The organism is Maritalea porphyrae (assembly GCF_027213965.1).
Taxonomy (GTDB): Bacteria; Pseudomonadota; Alphaproteobacteria; order Rhizobiales; family Devosiaceae; genus Maritalea; species Maritalea porphyrae_A.
The window spans coordinates 225,207-248,412 of the sequence record NZ_JAPWGX010000001.1 but is presented as its reverse complement, the minus strand read 5'-3'; the positions used below and the strand labels follow the sequence as shown (position 1 = coordinate 248,412).

Genomic DNA, 23,206 nt, shown 5'->3' with positions numbered 1-23,206 from the left:
ATTCCCTATTCGGCTGCCTTAGCAGCAGCATCTATCGGCTGCGCCATGGCGATAATTTCATCTTTATGTTCAATCAGATAGTTTCGAGCTTGCCGAATACAGGACAGTCCGTATTTCAAAACCCAGCGATCTGCTTTAGCCTCCAGATCGGCCCCCATCTCTTCAATCGACGCAATTTCCTCGTCGACCTTTGAGATACGTTCTAAAATTCGTTTTTCAACCAGGTCGCGCGGTAATTCTTCGGCAAAACGCAAAAACAGCATGAATTCTGAACGAAATACATCGGCATTCAGATCTTCAAAAAGCGAATTTATGAAGCTCTCTCGACCCACTTGTGTGATCGAATAAACCCTTTTGGCTGGCTTTCCCTCTTGCGCCTGGACGTGGCTGGTGACAAATCCATCTTCTTCCAATTTAGAAAGTGCTGGATAAATCGAGCCAAAGCTGGCTTCTAAAAAGAAGGAAAAGTCGCCCTCAGTGGAGCGTTTGCGGATTTCATAGCCTGTCGTTTCCCCTTGGGTGAGGATCGCTAGGCAGACGGTTCTTACATTCATGTCTCATGCTCGTTCGATATATATCGAACCTATATAGGTATGAGAGAGTTAAGAACAAGAGTCTTTTGCCGAAAAATGGCACTCAACTGCGCAAATTTGCGTGAGAGGTTAATGGAATATCATACCCAGCAAACGAAAAAATCTTGTTAAGAGACGAGATTTTCCATCAGACATGCCGCTTTTTTGGCAACGTCCTCATTTGCAGCAGCGACAAAAAATGGGTTGTAGAACTCAACCTCGGCCTTGCCGTATTTGAGCGGCGCGCCATCCATGGTCAATACGGCGCCGCCAGCACGTAGCAATATCGCTTGTCCGGCGGCAATGTCCCACTCGCACGTTGGTGTAAAACGTGGATAGAGCAGGGCGTCGCCTTTGGCGACCAAACACAATTTGAGCGAAGAGCCAACGCTAATATTTTCAACAATGTTCAACTCTTGGCACAATGCGGCTAAGGCGGCGTGGCCGTGTGAGCGACTGGCGACAACTTTGCGTGGCCCATCCGGGCGCGTTTGCAGCCTGATGAATTCAGAAGACCCATCTTTATCTTGGACAATAGAATATGCGCCAGTTTCGTCGGCGACGAATTCCAAACCCAAAGCAGGCGCGGTAACAACGCCAGCAACTGGAACGCCATCTTCCACAAGTGCAATATTGACGGTGAATTCGCCATTGCGCTTGATGAATTCCTTTGTGCCGTCCAACGGATCAACAACAAAGAAGCGACTTCCAAGTGAGGGGATTTGACCAGCTGCAACGCTTTCTTCCCCCAATAGGGGAATGCCGGTCGAATTTAGAACACCAATGATAATGTCTTCAGCGTTTTGATCTGCAATTGTCACCGGCGATCCATCGCCTTTGCGCTCAATATCAACGCCATCCGCGTAGTGGCGCATGATTTCTGCGCCCGCTTTTCGCGCCGCGCTAAGCATCAGTTCGGTTAAATTGTTGATCACGACAAGTCCGTTCGGTTAGCTGTCGATTTGAATATCGAGGCCAATATCAAGCGGCATGGCTGCCATGGTGATTTTGCTGGTCGAAATATATTCAACGCCACTTTCTGCAATTTTTCGGACAGATTGCAGATCAACACCGCCGGATGCTTCCAGCCGGGCACGGCCCTTGTTCAGTTGAACTGCTTCACGCAGCACTTTTGGTGGCATATTATCAAGCAAAACCGCAGTAGCACCCGCGTCTAGCGCCTCAGCAAATTGTTCAAGATTGTCAACTTCAACTTCAATCGACATCAAGTGGCCAGCAAAAGCGCGCGCCGCTTGCACAGCTTGAGTGACCCCGCCAGCAACTGCAATATGATTGTCCTTGATCAAAATAGCATCGTCTAACCCAAACCGATGGTTCGAGCCGCCGCCACATTTTACCGCGTATTTTTCAAAAGCGCGCAATCCCGGGGTTGTTTTGCGCGTGCAGCAGATTTTGGCACCTGTGCCTTCCACTTCAGTGGTAAATGCGCGGGTATAGCTGGCAATCCCACTCATATGACACATGAAATTCAAAGCAACGCGCTCACCGGACATAATGTGCCGGGCGTTGCCCGAAACACGTGCAATATTGTCGCCGGCCGCGATCAAATCACCGTCTGATACAAACGCCTCAAATTCAAGGTTGGGATCCACTTGCCGAAATGCTTCGCGCGCGAGGTCAATCCCGGCAACAATGCCGGGCTCTCGCACGTTCATTACCGCAACCGCCACCGCTTGCTTGGATAATGTGGCCTGAGTAGTCACATCACCCGCCATGCCTAAGTCTTCAAGCAATGCATTGCGCACAGCGCCTTCGATTAGCGGTGCTGCGAGTTCCGCGGGGTGCGCAGGTGAATTGATCAATTGGTCACCTCAAAAACTGATTATGTTTGCTTTAAGGCGAATTGTGCACCCCTGCAAGCAAAAGCCTAATTTGGGTGTGAATTGCCTGGAAACAGGATGGGGTTGTCGCCGGGCTTCCAAATTGAAAATTTGGGCATGATTTGTGCGAACCGCTCGGAGTCCAAAAACACATTTAACCAGATTATGACATCGCTAAAATCTTGGGAAAAAAACCAGTCTTTATCCACAAATGCAAATTGGCGCACAAAGGGTACGATGCAAATGTCCGCCAAACTGATCCTAGATCCAAACAAATACGCGCGGTCCTGCAAACGTTCATTCAAGTGACCAAGAAAACCTGCTGCATCGTCTCGGGCCGTAAATGCTGATTCTGGTTCTGAATGAAATCGATATTTATAGCGGTCGAGCAGTGGTTTGAATTGCTGATCCATAGTCAAAATCAGCGCCAAGATCTCGTCCAGATTGCCCTCGATTGGGGCCAGCAAGAGTTCGGGATCGTGTTCAGATAACGCCCAAAGTGCAATGTCTAAGCTCTCGTCAATCACCGTGCCATCGGGCAATTCAAGCACAGGAACGGTGCCTTTTGGCGAAATTTCAAGCATATGATCGGGTTTGTCGCGCAGAATTATTTCCCGCAACACGCACTCAACCTGCGAAGAGGCAATGGCCAATCTAGCACGCATTGCGTACGGGCATCTACGGAAGCTATATAAGGTTGGCCGATCGCTCATTCTCTTTTGATATCAGATATTTGAGCAAACCTCTAGATTGAGATCAAAAAGAACCTCGTTTCCAGTCTGTGGCACTGGAAATTGAAAAAAAGACAGTTTTTCCAACGAACCTGTTTGCATTTTATCGCTGGATGTCGTTTAATTTAACCATATTTTAGTGTATTTTAAAGTGTTCATATGACCAAAAATCTCGCCGTCAAAAATCGGTCGATTGGCCGGGAAGAACCAACGTTCAAGCTTCTCACTCAATCTGACCTGCCGTTCAACCGCCCCAAAGACCAAGAAAGGTTTTGGGGAAACTTGGGACAGATCGAAAGCAATTTCGATATTTCCAATGCCACTGTTTGGTCATTTATGCAGTTCGAGGGCAGGGCATCTTATAATCCCCGCCTACTAGATGACTTTCACAATTGGCACATCAACATCGAAGCACTTAAGTCGCAGATGCACGACCAAATGAAATTTGTCGTGCTGGGTTCAAGGCATGAAGAGTTCTTTTGTCTTGGCGGAGACCTCGATTATTTTTCACGCTGCATTGAAGAGCAAGACCGAGAAGGGCTTTATGAGTATGGCCTATCATGCGTTCAAATTCTTCATCGCAACTGGCTCGCCACCTCACTCGACCTAGTCACCATTGCATTGGTGCAAGGGGATGCATTGGGGGGCGGCTTTGAATCATTGTTGTCATTCGACATTATTTGTGCGGAAAAAGGTGCAAAATTCGGTTTTCCAGAGCATCTGTTTGGTCTGTTCCCTGGCATGGGAGCTTTGACTTTTTTGGGGCGCAAGCTGGGTTTTGCCAAAGCGGAGCAGCTCATTCGCACTGGGCGGTCACTAAGTGCAGAGGAATTGTTTGAAATGGGGGTGGTTCAAATCCTTGCCGAACCCGGTGAGGGGGTGAAAGCCGTCAAGAAATATATTTCCAAAACCACGCCAAGGCACCAACCCGCCTGCGCCTACCATGCAGCCATTAAGCGTGCAAACCCAATTCCCTTCGAGGAATTGGACGATATTGTGAGTTATTGGACGGACGCGGCGCTAAAAATTACACCTCGTGAACTCAAAATCATGCGCAGGCTCGTTTCAGCGCAGTCAAATAAACCTTTGACCGACTAAGGATTAGCCAGCTTCACTCACTGCTGGGGCAGCTTTAACCAGAAGCGCCTCAGCGGCCTCAGCATCCATTGGTCGACCGGTGAAATACCCTTGGATATGGGTAACGCCAACCGATTTGAGGAAGTCCAATTGAGCTTGGGTTTCAACGCATTCTGCGACAACCGTAATATCAAGCGCCTTACCAATTTCAGCAACTGCGGTTGCAACCGCCGCAGAACTTGGGTTCGTCTCCAAATCGCGCACAAAGCTGCCATCAATTTTGATTTTGTTGAATGAAAAGCGCTGCAATTGGCTGAGTGATGAATAGCCAGTTCCAAAATCATCAAGCGATATCTTTACGCCAAGATCCTTCAGCTGTTGAAGCTGCTTCAGACTGTTCTCAATATCAACGATAAAGGCGGTTTCGGTAATTTCCAACTCAAGCAGTTCTGCGGGGAAGTTGTACCGCTTTAGCTGGCGTTTCAGGAAATCAGCAAACCGAGAATCCTGAAACTGAACAGCTGAAAAATTCACCGATATCTGTGTGCGCACAGGCCAGGCAGCTGCAGTCTTGATGGCTTCTTTGGTCACCCAACGACCAATTTCCATAATCTGCCCTGTTTCTTCAGCGGCCGGTATAAATTTGGCGGGCATCATTTTGCCATTTGTTGGATGTGTCCAGCGCACCAAACATTCAAAGCTTGCAACGCTGTTGTTTTCAGCGTTGACAATTGGCTGAAATGCCAACTTGAATTGGCTCTTTTCCAAAGCCTGTTTGATGTCCAGCTCAAGCGCACGCATTTGTTGCAAGCGCTGATCCATTTGCGGTTCAAAATAGGCAAACTTGTTACGACCCGCTTTTTTCGCGGCATAGAGGGCCATATCTGCCCGCTTGAGCAGCAAGTCCGCGTCATTACCATCTTTTGGCGCAATCACGATACCTACGGAAGCGCCAATTTGAATGAAGTGAGAATTGACGTTGAAAGGTTGGTGCAATGCCGCAACAATTTGTTGTGCCAAGTCACGCGGCGAGCGGGCTTGAGGCGAAAGTTTTTGCAAAACCAAAAACTCGTCACCGGCCATTCGTGCAACGTCACCTTCGTCCAAGCACACATCGCAAATACGATCTGCAACCTGTTTCAAAAGCATGTCGCCAATTGGATGTCCCAAAGTATCGTTGACGCTCTTAAAGTGGTCCAAATCTATGTAGTGAACGGCTAATTCAGAGGATTCATCCATCTGCTCAAGTTTTTGAATAAAGGCTTCATGTACAGAAACTCGATTCATCAACCCCGTGAGTTGATCCACCCAAGCAAGGTTTCTGATCCGCGCTTCAGCTTTTTCTTTTTCTGTCACATCGGCAAAAACAATAACGGTGTTGCCATTTTCCATGGTGCGTGTGGACGCCGAAACAAAGCGGCCATCGCTCAGTTTGGCCGTTTCTGCCCATTCGCCGCGTCCATTGCTGCTCTTTTGGGTGGTGATTTTGGAGTGATCGTCCGGATGAAACGCGGAAATGACCTTTTCCATCGTAGTGCCATATTCAAACAATGATTGTTCCGCACCAATAATGTCGGCAACCTTCTCATTCCAAACCACAAGGGTTTGATTTTGATCGAACATGCAAAGCCCGTGCGACATATTCGTAAGTGCTGCATCAAAACGCTCTGCTTGCTGTTTGAATGATGAAGCGAGCTCAGCGTTGCGCTGTTTATGTTCCAATGCATCGATGATTGTTTTGCGCACAGCAATTGTGATGTCGGTCATACCAAACATGAATAGAATCAGTGCAAAACCGACAACGTGATAAAAGATGGTGTCTTGCATCATCAGGCCAACGCCCATCGGAATTGTGGCAAGATACAATTGGCTGAGGGCCAGCCATGGCCGTCCCGCATTACGCCCCGCAATGCTTGCGCCATAAGCAGCGGCAGTTGTGCAAAGCATCAAATGAACCGGCGCATTGTCTATTCGGGTGAGGGCAAAAAATGTGACCACGCCCAAGCCGGCACTAAATGCGCCAGCGCCTATCGTGTAGGCCCATTCCCATTGCCTTACATTTTCGACTGTAACCGATGAACCTGAACGCAAGTAAATAATGCCAATGATAATTCTTGCAACAGCCGAGAAAACGACGAAATATCCGAGATTTACAACAAGCTGGTCTTCGACAAATAGGGTCAAAATGGTGGCAATAAATATGCCAGCTAGCGCGCCAGAAATAAGCGACGCGAACGGATGAAAAAGCCCATCGACAAGGTGTGCACGAATGACAGTGGAGAGTTGTTGTTCTGAACGAATTGTTTTTAATAGACGGCCAAACATAACCAATACCTGCCTAACATTGTGCACAAAATATATGTCTAGGCTCTATTAGTGTAGTTAAAACCTTTAATAATCGTGACCTACAAAATTTTTTTGATTATTTTTATCGTTTTCTGTCAGTGCTTTGGCAGGTTTTTGTGATGGAACTGATCAGAAAGGGCCACAATAGGTATTTTTTTGAACGCTTGATTGCGCAATTGCGCATTTTGTTTGATTGAATTATCATCACCTCCAACATGTAAACAAGATGCCCTTCGGCGCGCCCATAAGCGGCAAGCGACGTAGGCAACGGAGCAAAATGTGGTCGATGAAAATCGGCCCGTAATTGGTGCGAAAAAGCAGAGTTCTTCGGCGCCCGAAGACCGTCCAGTTTCCAATGCGGACAGGTCAAATGTGCCCAAAAACCCTGCAAATGCGCAAGCTGCCAATAAAAAGCGGGCCCGCAAGCGGAATACCAAAAGCCACCATAATAGTGTCCAGACCCACCAAAGGCCTGAGCTATATGGCGCGCTAGATCTTGGTACAAATAACTGCCGGCTGCTGCTGGCGCGACCAACCGCGAGCGGATTTAAAGTCGTAGACGGTTTTTCCCGAATCGTACGGCTAGGTGAAGGGTTGACCAGTACAGGGCGTCTGTCGGACGACGCCATGGACAGAACGATTGAAGCGCTTCAAGCCTGTAAAGTGAAGATTGAAAACCAAAACGTCACAAAGTTTCGATTGATCGCCACCGAAGCATGCCGCTCGGCGGATAATGCTGAGAGCTTTTTAGCAAGGATTGAAAGCGAAACCGGCATTGTTTTGGAAGTGGTGGACCGCCAAACCGAAGCGCAACTTGCGGTGACCGGTTGTGCCGACTTGGTGGAACCCGGCGTTGCTGGCTCCATCATATTCGATATTGGTGGCGGTTCGTCAGAATTGGCGTGGCTCGATTTTCGTGGTGGCAGGCCAAAAAGTCCCGGCAAGATGGCGTCTTCGATCCGTTCTTGGCAGTCGTTGCCCGTTGGCGTCGTTTCGATTGCGGAAAAGTTTGATGGGGTCAATGTAACGCCCGAGAGCTTTGAAGAAATGGTGGCTTATGTGGCAAGTCACCTCAAGAAATTCAGAGGTCGCGAAAAGCTCAAGCAAACACTGGCGGAACACCCCATGCACTTGGTTGGCACCTCCGGCACCGTAACAACATTGGCAGGACTGCACCTTGGCTTGGACCGCTACGACCGTTCAAAGGTTGATGGGTTGTGGATGCGCTCCGAGCAGGTTGAAGACACGATGCGCGTGTTGATCAACATGGATTATGAGCGACGCAAAGCCAACCCATGTATTGGTCGTGACCGTGCGGATTTGGTGCTGCCTGGCTGCGCCATTTTCGAAGCGATCAGGCGCGAATGGCCCTGCGATCGTATTCGCGTGGCCGATAGGGGACTGCGTGAAGGCATATTGATTTCACTCATGTCCCAAGATCGGGTATGGTCTAAACCAAATGTGGGTGCGCAACGTCGCCGCCGGCGAACAAAACCAACCCAGCAAAACTCAAACCAAAGGACTGTCTCATGAGAGAGAAAGTCAAGGTCAAAGGCACGAAACGATTAGGCACCAAGGCTGGTGGCGTCAAGAAAGCCAAAATGAACGCCCAAGCTGCAAGGCGTGATGCCAAACAGCGCAAAACCACCCGCGAGCAAGAAGCAGGTGTGAAGCCCAGTCGCAAAGCTGAAGCGCGCGGCATGAGCACGCGTGTGAAAACCGCAAAAGGGCGCACAACTTCGTCCACAAATTGGCTCAAACGCCAATTGAATGACCCCTATGTGCAAAAAGCGCGCCTTGAAGGCCGTCGCTCACGCGCCGCCTATAAAATTATCGAGCTAAACGCCAAGCACAATCTCATCCGACCCGGCATGCGAGTGGTTGATCTTGGCTGTGCGCCAGGTGGTTGGTGTGAAGTTTGTACAGAAATTCTGGGTGTGCACCCAGAAGATCCAAAGGTTGTGGGCATTGACTATCTGGAAATGGGCGAACTGCCCGGCGTGATCTTTTTACAAAAAGACTTTAACGATGATGATGCGCCTGATGCGCTGATTGAGGCGTTGGGCGGCAATAAGGTCGATTTGGTGCTTTCTGATATGGCAGCACCCACCACGGGGCACCGTCCGACCGATCACATCCGTATTATTGCACTGGTTGAGCTTGCAGCTGATTTTGCAACCCGCATTCTCAACCCGGGTGGCACATTTGTGGCCAAGGTGTTCCAAGGCGGTACAGAGCATGAATTGCTTGGTGAGTTGAAGAAGCACTTCAAAACAACATTCCACGCAAAACCACCAGCTTCGCGTCAAGATAGCGCAGAAACATACCTGATCGCAAAAGGCTTTAAGGGATAGGCGTTTGTGCTTTGGCGACGTGACCGGACACGTCGTCACCCACTTGTTTTGACAGCGCGAACAAAGGCAGCAACGACAAAACCGTAATGCCTGCCAATATGAAGAATACAATTTGCATTTCTGCAACGCCGACTTCAACGCCGCGCGCAAATGCAATGCCTTCTAACAACAGCGCTGTAATCGCCACGCCCAACGCAAACGCCAATTGGATCGATACAGAGCTGATCACCGTGGCCGAGGCAGTGTGTGCGGGCGTTGTTTGCGTGAAGGTGAGTGTGTTGAGCGATGTGAAATACATGGAGCGGAAAAAGCCCATGAAAAGCAGCAGTGCCATCATTACCCAGATGGGTGTTTGAGCCGAGAAGTTTCCTTGCCCGACGGTCAATAATGCAGAAACGCACACGCCAAGGATCAAAAGCGAACGGAAGCCAAATCTCTTAAGCGCAGGCTTTAAAAAGAACTTCATTGAAATCGCCCCGACTGCCCCAATAAAGGTGATCATACCCGCCTCAAATGGCGAATAGCCAAAGCCTATTTGCAACATCAATGGAAAAAGGAACGGCACGCCGCCGATCGCAACCCGGAACACAAAACCGGCATAGGTTGCCGTTTTGAAAATCGGCTCTTCAAAAACCCTCAAGTCCAAAACAGGATTTTCGACCCGTTTTGCATAAAAAACATAAATGATGCCGCAGATGAATCCAGCCGCTGCAACAGAAACGCCAAAAATGGGCGGCAATGCAGGCAAACTGATCACCGAAAGGCCAAAGATCAATCCCGAGAAACTGCTGCCGCAGAGCAAAAATCCGACCCAATCCAGTTTCCGTTTTTCGCGATAACCTGTGCCGCTTAGATATTTGCTTGCCAAAATGATGCCAATGATCCCGATGGGGATGTTTATGTAAAAGATCCAGTGCCAAGAGAAATAGGTGGTGAGAAAACCACCTACAGGTGGGCCAGCAAGTGGGCCAAACAAGGCAGGCACTGTCAACCACGCCCATGCGTTGATCAATTCTTTCTTCGGCGTATTCCGAATGAGAATGAGCCGCGATAGTGGGGTCATCATTGAACCACCAACACCTTGAACAAATCGAGCCAAAACAAATGTCAAAAGTGAGTCGGCAAACGCGCATGCAATCGAGCCCAGCATGAACACCACAATGGCGCCGCGAAAAACGTTCCGCGCGCCAAATCGGTCCGCCATCCATCCGCTGATTGGGATGAAGATGGCAAGGGCTACAAGGTAGGATGCTAATGCCAGTTTTAAGGAAATAGGTTCAGTGCCAATGTCCGCAGCAATGGCGGGCAGGGAGGTGGCAATCACCGTGGAATCCATCATTTCCATAAAAAGGGCCACCGCTAATATAAGCGGCGTGATGCGGTTGGACATAATTACCTAAAGACTCAGTGGTTGGACCAACAGTGTCGCACGGCACCCCAATTGATGCAATTGTCATACAAAATTTGTCTTATAGGCCTCTATGCAAAAGGTTGAGGCCATGTTAATGACCCTCGCCAACCAGTAGAATGGTGGCGATGCTCTCCACCAGTCTCACGCATACCCAAAATTCGTGTCTTTAGACGGAGGCTTACGCCCGTGGCAAAAATCATTTCTTCAGCAACCGGTGATACCGCATTAACGTTTGACGACGTTTTGTTGCAACCAGCTCAATCTAGCGTAATGCCCGCTGACGTTGATCTCAAAACAAATGTCACCAAAGATATCGTGTTAAACTTGCCCATTCTTTCTTCTGCAATGGACACTGTGACCGAGAACAAAATGGCGATCGCATTGGCCCAAGCGGGCGGCATGGGCGTTATTCACCGCAACTTGACCCCAGAAGAGCAAGCTGAGCAAGTCAAACAGGTCAAGCATTTCGAAAGCGGTATGGTGGTCAACCCAATCACTATCGGCCCAGATGCGACACTATCTGATGCGCTCAACGTTATGGAAAGCCGCAATATCTCGGGCATTCCCGTGGTCGAAAACGGAGGCTCTGGCGGCCGCAATTCTGGCAAATTGATTGGCATATTGACCCACCGCGATGTGCGATTTGCGTCAAATCCGAACCAGCCGATCTCTGAACTCATGACGCATGAGAACCTGATTACGGTGCGCGATGGTGCCACCCAAATTGAAGCGAAGCGTTTGTTACACGCCAACCGCATTGAAAAGCTTCTTGTGGTTGATGATGCTTATAATTGTGTTGGTTTGATCACGGTAAAAGACATCGAAAAAGCCCAGCTTCACCCCAATGCGATCAAAGACAGCAAGGGCCGTCTTCGTTGTGCCGCAGCTTCAACGGTGGGGGACAAAGGTTATGAGCGTTGCTTGCAGCTAATCGATGCTGAAGTTGATTTGCTGGTAATCGACACAGCCCACGGCCACAATGTGGAAGTGGCAAAAATTGTGACACGTCTTAAAAAAGAAAACTCAAAGGTCCGCATTGTCGCTGGCAACGTGGCAACAGCCGCTGCAACTCGCGCGCTGATCGATGCTGGCGCGGATGCGGTAAAAGTGGGCATTGGCCCAGGCTCAATTTGTACAACACGTATTATTGCCGGTGTTGGTGTTCCTCAGCTTGCCGCCGTTATGGGTTGCGCTGAAGAAGCGGCAAAATCTGGCATTCCAATTATCGCGGATGGCGGAATCAAATTCTCAGGTGATTTGGCTAAAGCATTGGCCGGCGGTGCAAATTGCGCCATGGTCGGCTCGCTCTTGGCGGGAACTGACGAAAGCCCAGGCGAAGTTTACCTTTACCAAGGTCGCTCATATAAGTCCTACCGTGGCATGGGATCTGTTGGCGCCATGGCTCGGGGATCGGCTGACCGATACTTCCAGCAAGATGTTAGCGATTCAATGAAATTGGTGCCGGAAGGCATTGAAGGGCAAGTGCCTTACAAAGGGCCAGCGGGTGCCGTATTGCACCAACTCGCCGGTGGATTGAAGGCCTCAATGGGCTATACGGGCGCTGCCAATTTGATCGACTTTGCCAAGAACGCAGAGTTTGTCAAAATCTCTGGCGCGGCCTTGAGCGAAAGCCACGTGCATGACGTGTCCATCACGCGCGAAAGCCCGAACTACCGCGGCGGTCGCTAAGCAATATGGTCGGTGCTGAAAAACTATTGCTGGTCGCGGTGTTTGCGCAGGTCTTTTTGACCTTCGCTGTGTTGATCATACTTGGTTACCGCCGCGTGCCATTGGTTTTTCAAGAAAAGATCAAAGTAGCAGACATTGCATTGGACGGTGAAGCGTGGCCTTTGGGTGCAAAATTGGCGTCAAACAATTTTGCCAATCAATTCCAATTGCCAATCATGTTCTATGCGCTGGCAGCCGTTGCACTGGCCACCGAGCAAGTAACGATGTGGCTTGCAATTCTTGGTGTGCTTTTCGTTTTAAGTCGTTATATACATGCAGCGATCCACATATCGAAGAACCGCGTCTATCGGCGGTTCTTTGCTTATGTGACGGGCATGGTCATTCTTGCCATTATGTGGCTTGGCTTTGCCATTCAAACTCTAATTTTGTGAGGCGCAAATGCGTTTACCTGGTCGGCTGAATGCCGCTATTGAAGTTCTGGCGGATATCGAAAAACGCAAACGCCCCGTTGGCGATGCGCTAAAAGACTGGGGACTATCGCACCGTTTCGCCGGTTCTGGCGATCGTGCGGCCATCGGCAATATCGTCTATGATGCTTTGCGCAAAAAACTCTCGAACGCGCACATTGCCCGCTCACAAAGCGCGCGCAGCTTAGCATTTACAACGCTTGTGCGTGATTGGGGCGAGAACCCCGAAGAGCTGAATGCCAGCTTTGTTGATGATAAGTTCGCGCCAGAAGTTTTGTCAGAAAAAGAAATCGAGACCATCACCCGCGAAAATCCATTGGTTGATGCACCCGAACATGTGCAGGCTGACATTCCTGAATGGACACAAAGTTCGTTTGAAAGCAATTTCGCTGAAGAATGGATCAAAGAAGGGGCAGCTTTGGCTGAACGCCCACCATTGGACTTACGCGTCAATAGCTTGAAAACCACCCGTGAGAAGGTTCTTAAAGCGCTCAGCCACACCAATGCTCAAGCGACCAACATTGCGACGCAGGGCATTCGCCTTTCAGCTGGTACACGTGATTCACGTACACCAAACGTTCAAGCCGAAGAAACGTTCAAAAAAGGACGTTTTGAAATTCAGGATGAAGGCAGCCAGATTGTCTCTGAGTTGATTTATGCACGCCCCGGCGAAAAAGTGCTCGACCTTTGCGCAGGCGCTGGCGGCAAATCGCTTGCAATGGGCGCGATGATGGAAAACAAGGGCCAACTTTTCGCCTATGATAGCGACAAGTCGCGGCTTGCCCCGATTTGGGATCGCATCAAACGCTCTGGTTTGCACAATGTGCAAGTGCGCCAACCCCACCACAAAGACCCGCTAACCGATTTGGTCGGCGCAATGGATCGCGTGGTTTTGGATGCCCCTTGTACCGGTTCAGGCACATGGCGACGTCGCCCAGACGCAAAATGGCGTCTAACCCGTCAGCTCATGGAACAACGCTTGCAAGAACAAGAAGAAGTGCTCTCCCAAGCCGTGCCATTCGTCAAAATCGGTGGCTTTTTGGTCTATATAACTTGTTCAATCTTCCCAGAAGAAAACGAAGGCCAAATCTACGCCTTCATGGACGAAAACCCGAATTTTGAACTGCTCAGCGCAGGCGAAGTTTGGCAAGACCTTTATGGCTTTGACAAGCCAATGCCCTGGTCGTCTGATTTGAAATCAGTGACGCTTACACCAGCTTCCACCAATACAGATGGGTTCTTTTTCTCGGTGTTGCAGCGCTCCAGCTAGTTGGGAAACTAAATGGCTAGCGTTTCTCAGCAACACTGCGTGTCTTGAAACAGTTTGCACATGGGACAAAGCGACCAAACTTGAACGCCAGCCTCTAACCGTCATGCTCGGGCTTGACCCGAGTATCCACGCGGTGTTGCATACCTGCCAAATCCGTATCGATTTATACAGCCGTGCGATTTTGCAATCTCATCATGGACCCTCGTGTCGAGCACGAGGGTGACGAGGTGGGGTGTGATGGTTTCTGAGCTTGCTGATAGGTGGTTGTGTCTATGTTGGCTAAATTGAAAACTGGCAAAAATCACTCAAGTATCGCTGTTCGATAAATTGAAGTATGTTGCTTTTGCAGCGCAATTGCGTCGATTTGAGTTTTGCAGAAAGAGTTTTCATGAGCGAGAGTAGGTCTAGAGCAAGAAAGCATGATGACATCCTGAAAAGAGCGGAGCGATGCGTTTATTGCCCTTCGAAAGGACCGTTCACCATTGAGCACATGCCGCCCAGAGGAATGTTTGAACGCAAGGACCGGCCAAGTGGCTGGGTATTTGCTTGCTGTTGCAACTGTAATCAAAACACGCGTGGGGTTGACGCCGTTGCGCAGATGTTTGCGGTAATCGAGCCTTCGTCAAAGACCGCTTGGAAGTCAGATAAGCTTGAGGCTATTGTAGGCTCGGTGAACCAGCGCGCACCGAGGGTTATGGAAGAACTTACAAGTCAAGGATCGTCGCAGAATGTCTATGTAAATGAGAATGGGATATTGAAGCCAGCTCGTGAAGTAAAAGTAAATGGGATTGCAACTAGGGCACACTTGGATTTGTTTGCGGAAAAGATGGCAATGGCCGCATTTTCGGAGCTATGTGATCGACCTATCAACATGAACGGAATACTTTTCACAGAGTGGTACTTGAATGTTGGAATGCCGACAGACATTTACCACTCCTCACTGGCAATAATGCCCTGCTTTGGTCAGCTACAGCAGGGAACGAAAGTGTCCCTAGGACAGTTTTCGTTACACTATAATACCGACAAACAGGGTTTGGTTGGAGCGATAATCAAGTTTCAGAGTTCGCTGTCTATGCTCATTTTTGCAACTGATGACGAAAAATACGTCGGCCCACTCACAAAAATCTTGTCCGAATTAGCTAGTCCCAGCCGCCCCACCTCCCAACTGACGCGGCCTGGCTTGACAAAGCTTTGCGAAATCTGATGTAGCGATCGGCGTCGTGCTTTTGGAGAGGGTCAAGAATATGCGGTTCCGGTTTTAGAGTTGTCGAGCGGTTGCTTTAGGCAGAATTGTTTCGCGTAATCTGATGCTTTAGACGAGGTTTAAGCGTGAGATGTTTTGTTAGGTGAATAAAAAACTCGGCATTCATTACACCACCACCCCAACAAAAAAAGGCCAGTGAAATTCACCGGCCTTTTTTAATTCTCACATCAATTTGCCTTAGGCAACTTTTGGTCCGCGTGAACGGTTGCCGCCACCAGCACCGCCGGCGCCACCACTGCGGCGTTTGCCACCTGGAGGTCCATTGCGTTTTTGGCCATCACGATTTGGTTTGCGTGCGAAAGGCTTATCGCCGCGCTTCGCTTCTGAACGCTCGCCGCCGCGACCTTCAGGCTTGCCGCCCTTACCGCCATTGCCTTTGCGATGGTTGCCATCTGAACCACGTGGACGACGCTGACCGCCACCACCACCGCCAGAACGACGACGGAATGGCTGTTTTTTGCCGTTTGAACGTGGAATGTCCAATTCAACAACTTCACCGCTTGAATCGGTTGCTGGGATTGTGATGTTCAGCATGCGCTGCACATCGCCCAACAGGCCAAGCTCTTCGGTTGAAACCAAGGAAATTGCAACGCCACTTTCGCCAGCACGGGCCGTACGGCCAATACGGTGCACATAGCTTTCAGCAACTTCTGGCATATCGTAGTTCACAACCAAGCCAACACCTGGAACGTCAATGCCGCGCGCAGCAATGTCTGTTGCCACCAAAACCCGTGTGTTGCCACGACGGAAAGAGTTGAGGGCGCGTTCACGCTGGTTGTGTGATTTGTTGCCGTGAATGGCAGAAGCGCGAATGTCTGAAACAGTCAAACGCTTTTGTACTTTGTCCGCGCCATGTTTGGTGCGGGTGAAAACGATGATTTGCTCGCCTTCATACTCAAGCAACAAATCGCTAATGGCTTCCATTTTGGCTTTTTGGCCAATTGAAATCACTTTTTGCTCAATCCGGTCAGCAGTACGCTTTTCAGGAATGACAGAGATTTCCAATGGGTTTGTCAGGTGCGAATTTGTCAGCTTGCGAATTTCTTTCGGCATCGTTGCAGAGAAAAGCATGGTCTGACGTTCTTTTGGCAAAAGCTCCAAAATGCTTTTGATCGCTGGCAAGAAGCCAATATCAAGCATTTGGTCAGCTTCGTCCAAGATCACAGTTTCAACAGCGCTCAGATCAACAAAACCTTGATCGATCATATCGATCAAACGGCCTGGCGTGCCAACAAGAATGTCAACGCCGTGCTGCAGTGAATGTTTTTGTTTGTGGTAAGAAACACCACCAACAATAATCGCAGAACGCAATGGCACCTTAGGCGTAAAGCGTTTGATTGTGTCGTGGATTTGCGCAGCAAGTTCGCGAGTAGGCGAAACGATCAAAGCGCGAATTTTACGTTTTTTCGTTGCCGGAATATTTTCAGCAAGACGAGAAATGGTGGGCAAAGTGAAGGCAGCGGTTTTACCGGTACCAGTTTGCGCAAGACCAACAATGTCCCGGCCTTCAAGCGCCGCAGGGATCGCTTGAGACTGAATAGGAGTTGGTTCTGAGTAATTTAGGTCAGCCAAACAGTTTAGGATCGGCTGGCTAAAACCGAACATATCAAATGTCAAAGGAGGCATCTTTCCAATTTTTGACGCCTACTACATTGCATTTGATCATCATTGATCGAACTTGCAAAACGGCTTTCACCGCTAGTCGACGCATCGGCCAACATCGACCGAATTCAAGGTGGCGCTTTATTGTCGAATGTTGATTGTTAAGTCAAGCACTATTCGCGCAGGGCAGCTATGCGTGTGAAATCGCTCTTCTTATTGACCACAAAGGGTAAATGCGTTATCTCAAATATGAGAAAATTTCTTATAAAAGAGAATTCGCATGTCTGATCTATCCACACGATTGTCACAACGTATCAAGCAATTGCGACATGAACATGACTATTCGTTAGATGATTTGGCCGCCTTAAGCAGCGTTAGTCGCGCATCTCTTTCGCGTTTGGAAAAAGGCGAGGTAAGCCCCACCGCTGAAGTGCTTGGCAAATTATGTGCTGTCTACAAATTACCCATGTCGCGTTTGATGTCGATGGTTGAAGATCAGTTTGCCCCTTTGGTGCAGGCACAGGATCAAACTATTTGGCGCGACGAAGACACGGGCTTCACCCGAACCAACATCTCGCCGCCCGCCCTGGCCCTAAAAGGGGAGGTCATCCGCTGCACATTACAACCTGGCCGCGAAATTTCCTATGATCAGCCTTCACTTGCCGGGCTAGAGCATCATCTCATCGTTGAAGCAGGTGAGCTTGAAGTCCATCTCGATAATCAAACCTACGCTTTAAAAACAGGCGATTGCCTGCGCTATCAGTTGCACAGCGCGTCGCGGTTCAAAACGCTACCCACTTGTTCTGCCACATATCTCCTTGTTCTCATCTGAAAAGTGCTCGCCATGAATATTCAACAAATCGCCCCCAATGAAATTGACTTTTACCTTGATGGATTGGTTGAAACGCTACAACAAACGGTTGCCGGAGATGGCGCGGTTGGGTTTGTTATGCCTTTGTCGCAAGAAGACGCAGCAGCGTTTTGGCTGAGCAACATCAAATCTGCGCTTCTGTCCGGAGATCGCATAATGTTTGTTGCGGTGGAAGAAGGCCGTTTAGCAGGCACTGGTCAGCTTATTGTTAGGATGCCTAACAATCAGCCCCATCGGGTTGAAATCTCAAAACTCATGGTTCATCCGGCCTTTAGGCGACGTGGCGTTGCGCGCCAAATCATGTCTGCGCTTGAGGGGTTGGCTGTAAAGTTGGGGCGTACCCTGATTACGCTGGATACCCGCACTGGTGATAGCGCGGAGCCACTATATGCCTCGCTTGGATATAAGACTGCGGGGATCATCCCCAACTATGCAAAAAACGCAGTCGGTGATGATTTTCACGCCACAACTTACATGTACAAACAGATTTAGGCGTGGCCGCGTAAAAATGCTGGGTTTTTCGCGTTTTGATGGTTGCGGAATCTAACATTTGACGCTAAAGCCTCGCCATGACAGCAAAAGATCACCAAAGCATCCTCATTGTAGACTTCGGCTCACAAGTTACCCAGCTTATTGCGCGGCGCTTGCGGGAGTTAAATGTCTATTGCGAAATCCATCCATTTTCGAGTGCAGCAGCGGCGCTAAAGGACATGAACCCACGTGGTATCATCCTTTCTGGCGGACCTGCCAGTGTGCTGGATGAACATGCCCCCCACATCGACCAATCTCTGCTCGACGCAAACCTGCCAATTCTTGGCATTTGCTACGGTCAGCAAGCTTTATGCGTCTCGCTTGGCGGTAACGTTGAGGCGGGTCATGATGCAGAATATGGTCGTGCAACGCTGAAAATCGAAAAAGCTTGCTCGATCTTTGGTGATGAATGGCCGGTTGGTGGTGAACAACAGGTTTGGATGAGCCATGGTGACCGCGTCACTAAAATTCCTGAAGGGTTTGAAATTGTAGCCACATCTTCTGGCGCACCATTGGCCGTGATCGCCAATGAAGAGCGCCGCATGTGGGCCGTGCAATTCCACCCCGAAGTGCACCACACCCCCAATGGCGCCCAGCTCTATAAAAACTTTGTCATGGACATTTGTGGGTGCACAGGCGATTGGACTATGGGCGCTTATCGCGAACAAGCGGTCCAACAAATCCGCGATCAGGTTGGCGATGCAAAGGTTATTTGCGGCCTGTCTGGTGGTGTTGATTCATCTGTTGCGGCTGTGCTTATTCACGAAGCGATTGGCGACCAGCTGACGTGCATCTTTGTGGATCATGGCTTGTTGCGGTTGAACGAAGCTGAAGAGGTGGTGACCCTTTTCCGTGATCACTACAATATTCCATTGGTCCATGTTGATGCCGCTGACGAATTCTTGGGCGAGTTGGATGGCAAATCTGACCCCGAAGAAAAGCGCAAAATCATTGGCCGCTTGTTCATTGAAACATTCGACAAAGAAGCCAAAAAAGTTGGCGGCGCAAAATTCTTGGCCCAGGGCACGCTATACCCCGACGTGATCGAAAGTGTATCCTTTACTGGTGGCCCAAGCGTGACCATCAAATCACACCACAATGTGGGCGGTTTGCCAGAAAAAATGGACCTCAAACTCGTTGAGCCATTGCGCGAATTGTTTAAAGACGAAGTGCGTGCATTGGGCCGTGAACTTGGTCTGCCCGACAGCTTTGTTGGCCGTCACCCGTTCCCCGGACCCGGCCTTGCCATTCGCTGCCCCGGCGGCGTGAACAAAGAAAAAGCCGACATTTTGCGCAAAGCAGATGCGATCTATCTCGATGAGATCCGCAAGTCAGGCCAATACGACAAGATTTGGCAAGCATTCGCCGTCTTGCTACCGGTGCAAACTGTTGGCGTGATGGGCGATGGCCGCACTTACGAATCTGTATGTGCATTGCGTGCTGTGACATCTGTTGATGGCATGACCGCTGATTTCTATCACTACGATATGGAATTCCTTGGCCGCACCGCCACCCGCATCATCAATGAAGTCAAAGGCATCAACCGCGTGGTTTATGACGTCACGTCAAAACCACCGGGCACCATTGAATGGGAGTGAGCAACGACCTTTAGGGCAAATTGGTCCGGTGGACCAATTTGAGTTGCGAACGCCTGAAGCCAGCGCAGAATTGGGGCTGTTAACCGATCAAACGGAACGTCTGACACCTGAGAAATGGCCCAAAAATCACAAACGGCGCATCATCGATGCGCCGTCTTTTTTATTGGTTGATTATTGAAATGGTGAACTGGTTTGGCGCAATAGCCGACGGATCAAAGGCGGGTAGCTTATTCAATTGGCCTTCAACAACATAAATCTTGCCTTCATGCAGCGCCAAAGAAGTTGGCCCGTCAAAAGAAGAATTTTGTGGGATCACCTTCGCTTTCAATCCATCAATCTTCAGGCGGGCAATTTGACCACTTGCCGCTGCTACCAAGATCGTGTCGTCATTCAGCGTGCGTAGCCCATCAGGTGCGAAAATGGGCTGATCTAGCTGAATTACCTGTGCCAATGCAGGACCATTTGCGAGATCAACTCGAAAGAATTGACCGGTGTTGAATTTGGCTAAGATGAGTGAATCCCCCAGCAGGGTAATGCCGCTCAAATTGAAACCTTCTCCGCTGAAACGTTCGTCTTGCAAAAAGGTTTCAAACGCGTCTGCACCCGTAGGCAGTTTTAGAACACGGGGCACAAATGAATCTGAAACATACAATGTGCCATCAGGAGCTTGAGCAATGTCGTTGCAAAGCCCACCACCGGGAAAATCCCAGCGCGCGATCAATTCACCACTTGAGGTGCTGAACGCCAATAGTCCCGTTGCCGCACTGCCGCTAAATCCATTCAAACCTAAATCTGAACTACAAGCATAGAGTGTGTCTTGCTCGTTTGACAACAGCAAGCCACCGATGGAGATCGCGCCGTTTGTACCACCTCTAACGAAGAGTTTATCTGTTCCGTCCGCCGAAATGTAAACAATGTTGCCCATTGTTACACTACCAGTGTAAATGCCGCCGCTTTTGTCGATGGCAATGCTTTCTGGAAACGCCGCAGTTTCTGGCAAGATCAGTCGGCCTCGCTCCTCGCTAATTGCGGGAGCAATCGATATGCCTAGAGCAACCAGGGCACTAAAAACGCTGCGCAGCGATAAAGATATAAATTTCATAACACGTCCTTTCAAAGATGACCGACCATATTTGCTGTGCTAGTGTGCGTAAATTATCGGAAACTGCACATAAGAGGTGCAAAAAGTATCAATGAACAATTGGGATGATTATCGTTTTCTGTTAGCAATCAATGAGGCAAAGAACATTTCGCGTGCCGCGCGAATCTTGAATGTAAATCATGGCACCGTTTCACGACGACTTGCTGCGTTGGAGGAGCGATTGGGCGCTGTGATGTTTGAACGCAATCCAGATGGATACGAACTGACCGAAGCCGGTTTGGTGATGATTTCAGCGGCAACGACCATGAAAACGGCGCTCAACGACGCCGATCAAATTGTGCGCGCAAGCGATAAGCGCCTTTCTGGTGAAGTCACGTTTTCTGCGCCAGAATATCTACTCCTGACGGTGATCTTGCCCAGAATGCAGGCGTTTCACGATGAGTACCCGGATATCATGGTGAATTTTGATAGTGATGATCAGATCGTGAGCATTAAAAAACACAATGCTGATATTGCTTTAAGGGTAACAGCTGATCCAGCGGAGGGCTTAGTTGGGCGGCGTCTTGTGGCGCGCCATTTGGCCCTTTATGCAGCGCGAACATACTTGGACGCGCGCCAAATGAATATTGAAAAGCCCCATCGTTGGATTGGTCGAACCAATACAAAGGGTCGGCCAGATTGGGTTAAACGGTTTTACCCCGATGCCAAGACTGGTCCGCGCGTAAAGTCGAACGCCGCTATGCATACAGCCGCACAAGCAGGGATGGGGATTGCCCAACTGCCATGCCGCATTGGAGACGATGATGAAATGTTACAACGCGTGGCGCCATTCCAGTCTGTAAAAGATCGCGATCTATGGATTCTATACAATCCAAATATGCGCCAAACACCGCGTCTGCAAGTTTTTGCCAAATTTCTGAGTACACTCATATTGAATGACAAAAATCTGTTTGATGGCACACACGGCGATAGTTTTATCGGCCATTTGACTAAGCCAACGGGTACCGTTACGTCGAGATAAGTGACATAATCTGCCCAAATAGGGGGAGAACCATGTCCGAAATTTTCGCAGTTGAAGAAAAAATCGCAGCGCCTGTGCATGTTGTGTGGGCGCATTTGACCGATCCGCAAAAGATGGCTTTGTGGATGCCCGCCATTGAAAACGTGCATACGGCAAATGGTGAGCACACTTCACCAGAAAACCCATTGTGTTACCGCTCAGGGGGCAAAAGCCTATTCTCTCCCGTGGTGGATTACGTTCCACTGATCTTGATCGCCTATCGTTCGACGCGCGGAAATTTTTCTGCGACCTATGTTTATCAAATCGACGCTGATGGAGAAGGCACGAGCATCACGCTCAATGCAACGTGCGAAGCAAAGGGATTGATGGTGCTCATGCAGCCTTTGCTTAAATCTGTGATCAAAAAAGCCGACAGCGTTCAGCTTAAAATGCTCAAGGCGGTTGTGGAAGGCCACAAGCCCACCTAAATAGAGAACTCACAAAAGGATTGGGAGGCTTAAATGCTTTGGTTGATACTTGGCATTGTAATATTTCTTGGCGTGCATTCAATACGCATGGTCGCGCCGGAATGGCGAGACAAACAACTTGCGGCGCGTGGTGAAAAGGGCTGGAAAGGCCCATACGCTTTAGCCGTTTTTGTGGGGCTTGCCCTCATCATTTGGGGCTTCATTCAGGCAAGACCTGACGCCATGTTCATTTATGAGCCGCCAACATTTGTTAAACACATCACGCTGACATTGATGTGGTTTTCTTTTGTTGCGCTCGCCGCATCAAGCACCCCAGCGGGCAAAATCAAGGCTATCCTTAAGCACCCCATGCTTGTGGGGGTCAAAATCTGGGCCCTCGCGCATTTGCTTGCCAATGGCGATCTCGCATCGCTCATTCTATTCAGCTCATTCCTGGCATGGAGTGTATGGAACCGCATTGCGGTTAAACGCCGGGGCGACCCGACCCCAGTTGCTGGGCCTTGGATCAACGACGTCAAAGCTATAGTTGGCGGCACCGTACTCTATTTAGCTTTTGTGTTTTTCTTGCACGGCTGGTTGATCGGCGTTTCGCCAATCTAGCGCTCAGCGCTCATTCGCTTGTGCGCACTTAAGACAAAACAATGCGGCTGGATCAACCTCCAGCCGTTTTCCGCTGATCGCATCCCCACATTCAACACAATAGCCAAACTCATCGTTCTGCATGCGGGTGAGGGCTTGCTCAATGCGCATCAGCTCTTTTGAACGTTGGCGTTCCTGCGCCTGCGCCATCGCTTGGCCCTGCATGGCATCCATTCGCGAAAGTCGCCCAACAGACTGTTGATCAAGCGCAACCGTATCACGCGCTTCAGCGCTCATTTGATTTTGCTGTTCAAGGTCGTGCTTTCTATCCTTTAAAAGCCCACCAAACCGTTCAATTTCCTGCGCATCCATCCATCGATTCTGCCTCGCATTTACCCAGATTGCAAATTCAC

At 49.6% G+C, this 23,206-nt stretch carries 22 protein-coding genes; 13 read left to right on the top strand and 9 right to left on the bottom strand.

Annotation, left to right across the window (positions count from 1 at the left end; genetic code table 11):
• Positions 1 to 5: 5 nt before the first annotated feature.
• From O4H47_RS01495 to O4H47_RS01480, 4 genes are all read right to left on the bottom strand, one after another.
• Complete coding sequence (locus O4H47_RS01495) at positions 6 to 554, bottom strand: PadR family transcriptional regulator (RefSeq protein ID WP_269392161.1); 549 nt, start codon at positions 552 to 554, stop codon at positions 6 to 8.
• A 146-nt stretch (positions 555 to 700) separates the two neighbouring features.
• On the bottom strand, positions 701 to 1,507 hold the full coding sequence (gene cysQ, locus O4H47_RS01490; RefSeq protein ID WP_269392160.1) for a 3'(2'),5'-bisphosphate nucleotidase CysQ: 807 nt from the start codon (positions 1,505 to 1,507) through the stop codon (positions 701 to 703).
• Positions 1,508 to 1,522: 15 nt separating this feature from the next.
• Positions 1,523 to 2,395: a carboxylating nicotinate-nucleotide diphosphorylase gene (nadC, locus tag O4H47_RS01485; RefSeq protein ID WP_269392159.1), complete on the bottom strand. Its 873-nt coding sequence runs from the start codon at positions 2,393 to 2,395 to the stop codon at positions 1,523 to 1,525.
• Between the two features lie 65 nt (positions 2,396 to 2,460).
• Positions 2,461 to 3,126, bottom strand: a complete 666-nt coding sequence (locus O4H47_RS01480) for a glutathione S-transferase (RefSeq protein ID WP_269392158.1) — start codon at positions 3,124 to 3,126, stop codon at positions 2,461 to 2,463.
• A 177-nt stretch (positions 3,127 to 3,303) separates the two neighbouring features.
• Here O4H47_RS01480 and O4H47_RS01475 point away from each other — a divergent pair, with 177 nt between their 5' ends.
• The gene (locus O4H47_RS01475) at positions 3,304 to 4,242 is read left to right on the top strand and encodes a crotonase/enoyl-CoA hydratase family protein (protein WP_269392157.1); all 939 of its coding nucleotides are present in this window, start codon (positions 3,304 to 3,306) and stop codon (positions 4,240 to 4,242) included.
• A 3-nt stretch (positions 4,243 to 4,245) separates the two neighbouring features.
• Here the strand turns inward: O4H47_RS01475 and O4H47_RS01470 are convergent, their stop codons facing one another.
• Positions 4,246 to 6,546: a putative bifunctional diguanylate cyclase/phosphodiesterase gene (locus O4H47_RS01470; protein WP_269392156.1), complete on the bottom strand. Its 2,301-nt coding sequence runs from the start codon at positions 6,544 to 6,546 to the stop codon at positions 4,246 to 4,248.
• Positions 6,547 to 6,846: 300 nt separating this feature from the next.
• Here O4H47_RS01470 and O4H47_RS01465 point away from each other — a divergent pair, with 300 nt between their 5' ends.
• Positions 6,847 to 8,100, top strand: coding sequence for a Ppx/GppA phosphatase family protein (locus O4H47_RS01465; protein WP_269392155.1), 1,254 nt, complete (start codon positions 6,847 to 6,849; stop codon positions 8,098 to 8,100).
• Positions 8,101 to 8,267: 167 nt separating this feature from the next.
• Complete coding sequence (locus O4H47_RS01460; RefSeq protein WP_269392812.1) at positions 8,268 to 8,921, top strand: RlmE family RNA methyltransferase; 654 nt, start codon at positions 8,268 to 8,270, stop codon at positions 8,919 to 8,921.
• Here the strand turns inward: O4H47_RS01460 and O4H47_RS01455 are convergent.
• Complete coding sequence (locus tag O4H47_RS01455) at positions 8,911 to 10,311, bottom strand: DHA2 family efflux MFS transporter permease subunit (protein ID WP_269392154.1); 1,401 nt, start codon at positions 10,309 to 10,311, stop codon at positions 8,911 to 8,913. The two genes, O4H47_RS01460 and O4H47_RS01455, sit on opposite strands and share 11 nt — an antisense overlap.
• Before the next feature lie 207 nt (positions 10,312 to 10,518).
• On the opposite strand from O4H47_RS01455, the gene guaB reads away from it, so the two are divergent.
• The 4 genes from guaB (at position 10,519) to O4H47_RS01435 (ending at position 14,962) form a co-directional block, all read left to right on the top strand.
• Complete coding sequence (gene guaB / locus O4H47_RS01450; protein WP_269392153.1) at positions 10,519 to 12,021, top strand: IMP dehydrogenase; 1,503 nt, start codon at positions 10,519 to 10,521, stop codon at positions 12,019 to 12,021.
• A gap of 5 nt (positions 12,022 to 12,026) precedes the next feature.
• Positions 12,027 to 12,452 (top strand): MAPEG family protein, encoded by a 426-nt coding sequence (locus tag O4H47_RS01445; RefSeq protein WP_269392152.1) that lies wholly within the window; start codon positions 12,027 to 12,029, stop codon positions 12,450 to 12,452.
• 7 nt (positions 12,453 to 12,459) lie between these two features.
• Positions 12,460 to 13,758, top strand: a complete 1,299-nt coding sequence (locus O4H47_RS01440) for an RsmB/NOP family class I SAM-dependent RNA methyltransferase (RefSeq protein ID WP_269392151.1) — start codon at positions 12,460 to 12,462, stop codon at positions 13,756 to 13,758.
• A gap of 388 nt (positions 13,759 to 14,146) precedes the next feature.
• Positions 14,147 to 14,962, top strand: coding sequence for a hypothetical protein (locus O4H47_RS01435; RefSeq protein WP_269392150.1), 816 nt, complete (start codon positions 14,147 to 14,149; stop codon positions 14,960 to 14,962).
• 237 nt (positions 14,963 to 15,199) lie between these two features.
• Here O4H47_RS01435 and O4H47_RS01430 read toward each other — a convergent pair whose 3' ends face one another.
• Positions 15,200 to 16,648, bottom strand: a complete 1,449-nt coding sequence (locus tag O4H47_RS01430; RefSeq protein WP_269392148.1) for a DEAD/DEAH box helicase — start codon at positions 16,646 to 16,648, stop codon at positions 15,200 to 15,202.
• A 256-nt stretch (positions 16,649 to 16,904) separates the two neighbouring features.
• On the opposite strand from O4H47_RS01430, the gene O4H47_RS01425 reads away from it, so the two are divergent.
• The 3 genes from O4H47_RS01425 to guaA all read left to right on the top strand — a co-directional run bounded on the left by O4H47_RS01425 (position 16,905) and on the right by guaA (position 19,624).
• Entirely contained in the window at positions 16,905 to 17,456 is a 552-nt protein-coding gene (locus O4H47_RS01425) for a helix-turn-helix domain-containing protein (protein ID WP_269392147.1), read from the top strand.
• Positions 17,457 to 17,468: 12 nt separating this feature from the next.
• On the top strand, positions 17,469 to 17,987 hold the full coding sequence (locus O4H47_RS01420) for a GNAT family N-acetyltransferase (protein ID WP_269392146.1): 519 nt from the start codon (positions 17,469 to 17,471) through the stop codon (positions 17,985 to 17,987).
• Positions 17,988 to 18,064: 77 nt separating this feature from the next.
• A complete protein-coding gene (gene guaA / locus O4H47_RS01415) occupies positions 18,065 to 19,624 on the top strand; it encodes a glutamine-hydrolyzing GMP synthase (RefSeq protein WP_269392145.1) in 1,560 nt (519 codons plus the stop codon).
• A 160-nt stretch (positions 19,625 to 19,784) separates the two neighbouring features.
• Here guaA and O4H47_RS01410 read toward each other — a convergent pair whose 3' ends face one another.
• Positions 19,785 to 20,726 carry an SMP-30/gluconolactonase/LRE family protein gene (locus tag O4H47_RS01410; protein WP_269392144.1) on the bottom strand — a complete coding sequence of 314 codons (942 nt, stop codon included), beginning with the start codon at positions 20,724 to 20,726 and terminating at the stop codon, positions 19,785 to 19,787.
• A gap of 91 nt (positions 20,727 to 20,817) precedes the next feature.
• On the opposite strand from O4H47_RS01410, the gene O4H47_RS01405 reads away from it, so the two are divergent.
• The 3 genes from O4H47_RS01405 to O4H47_RS01395 are packed head-to-tail and all read left to right on the top strand — an operon-like array spanning position 20,818 to position 22,814.
• Entirely contained in the window at positions 20,818 to 21,747 is a 930-nt protein-coding gene (locus tag O4H47_RS01405) for a LysR family transcriptional regulator (RefSeq protein WP_269392143.1), read from the top strand.
• A gap of 32 nt (positions 21,748 to 21,779) precedes the next feature.
• Positions 21,780 to 22,214, top strand: coding sequence for an SRPBCC family protein (locus O4H47_RS01400; protein WP_269392142.1), 435 nt, complete (start codon positions 21,780 to 21,782; stop codon positions 22,212 to 22,214).
• 33 nt (positions 22,215 to 22,247) lie between these two features.
• Complete coding sequence (locus O4H47_RS01395; protein WP_269392141.1) at positions 22,248 to 22,814, top strand: NnrU family protein; 567 nt, start codon at positions 22,248 to 22,250, stop codon at positions 22,812 to 22,814.
• Positions 22,815 to 22,817: 3 nt separating this feature from the next.
• Here O4H47_RS01395 and O4H47_RS01390 read toward each other — a convergent pair whose 3' ends face one another.
• Entirely contained in the window at positions 22,818 to 23,165 is a 348-nt protein-coding gene (locus O4H47_RS01390; protein ID WP_269392140.1) for a TraR/DksA family transcriptional regulator, read from the bottom strand.
• Positions 23,166 to 23,206: the final 41 nt, after the last annotated feature.

What these genes read in the sequence shown, in the direction of transcription:
- O4H47_RS01495 (WP_269392161.1), bottom strand. Translation starts at nt 554, where the DNA reads ATGAATGTAAGAACCGTCTGCCTAGCGATCCTCACCCAAGGGGAAACG.
- O4H47_RS01480 (WP_269392158.1), bottom strand. Translation starts at nt 3,126, where the DNA reads ATGAGCGATCGGCCAACCTTATATAGCTTCCGTAGATGCCCGTACGCA.
- O4H47_RS01475 (WP_269392157.1), top strand. Translation starts at nt 3,304, where the DNA reads ATGACCAAAAATCTCGCCGTCAAAAATCGGTCGATTGGCCGGGAAGAA.
- O4H47_RS01470 (WP_269392156.1), bottom strand. Translation starts at nt 6,546, where the DNA reads ATGTTTGGCCGTCTATTAAAAACAATTCGTTCAGAACAACAACTCTCC.
- O4H47_RS01460 (WP_269392812.1), top strand. Translation starts at nt 8,268, where the DNA reads ATGAGCACGCGTGTGAAAACCGCAAAAGGGCGCACAACTTCGTCCACA.
- O4H47_RS01455 (WP_269392154.1), bottom strand. Translation starts at nt 10,311, where the DNA reads ATGTCCAACCGCATCACGCCGCTTATATTAGCGGTGGCCCTTTTTATG.
- O4H47_RS01445 (WP_269392152.1), top strand. Translation starts at nt 12,027, where the DNA reads ATGGTCGGTGCTGAAAAACTATTGCTGGTCGCGGTGTTTGCGCAGGTC.
- O4H47_RS01440 (WP_269392151.1), top strand. Translation starts at nt 12,460, where the DNA reads ATGCGTTTACCTGGTCGGCTGAATGCCGCTATTGAAGTTCTGGCGGAT.
- O4H47_RS01435 (WP_269392150.1), top strand. Translation starts at nt 14,147, where the DNA reads ATGAGCGAGAGTAGGTCTAGAGCAAGAAAGCATGATGACATCCTGAAA.
- O4H47_RS01430 (WP_269392148.1), bottom strand. Translation starts at nt 16,648, where the DNA reads ATGCCTCCTTTGACATTTGATATGTTCGGTTTTAGCCAGCCGATCCTA.
- O4H47_RS01425 (WP_269392147.1), top strand. Translation starts at nt 16,905, where the DNA reads ATGTCTGATCTATCCACACGATTGTCACAACGTATCAAGCAATTGCGA.
- O4H47_RS01420 (WP_269392146.1), top strand. Translation starts at nt 17,469, where the DNA reads ATGAATATTCAACAAATCGCCCCCAATGAAATTGACTTTTACCTTGAT.
- guaA (WP_269392145.1), top strand. Translation starts at nt 18,065, where the DNA reads ATGACAGCAAAAGATCACCAAAGCATCCTCATTGTAGACTTCGGCTCA.
- O4H47_RS01410 (WP_269392144.1), bottom strand. Translation starts at nt 20,726, where the DNA reads ATGAAATTTATATCTTTATCGCTGCGCAGCGTTTTTAGTGCCCTGGTT.
- O4H47_RS01405 (WP_269392143.1), top strand. Translation starts at nt 20,818, where the DNA reads ATGAACAATTGGGATGATTATCGTTTTCTGTTAGCAATCAATGAGGCA.
- O4H47_RS01400 (WP_269392142.1), top strand. Translation starts at nt 21,780, where the DNA reads ATGTCCGAAATTTTCGCAGTTGAAGAAAAAATCGCAGCGCCTGTGCAT.
- O4H47_RS01395 (WP_269392141.1), top strand. Translation starts at nt 22,248, where the DNA reads ATGCTTTGGTTGATACTTGGCATTGTAATATTTCTTGGCGTGCATTCA.
- O4H47_RS01390 (WP_269392140.1), bottom strand. Translation starts at nt 23,165, where the DNA reads ATGGATGCGCAGGAAATTGAACGGTTTGGTGGGCTTTTAAAGGATAGA.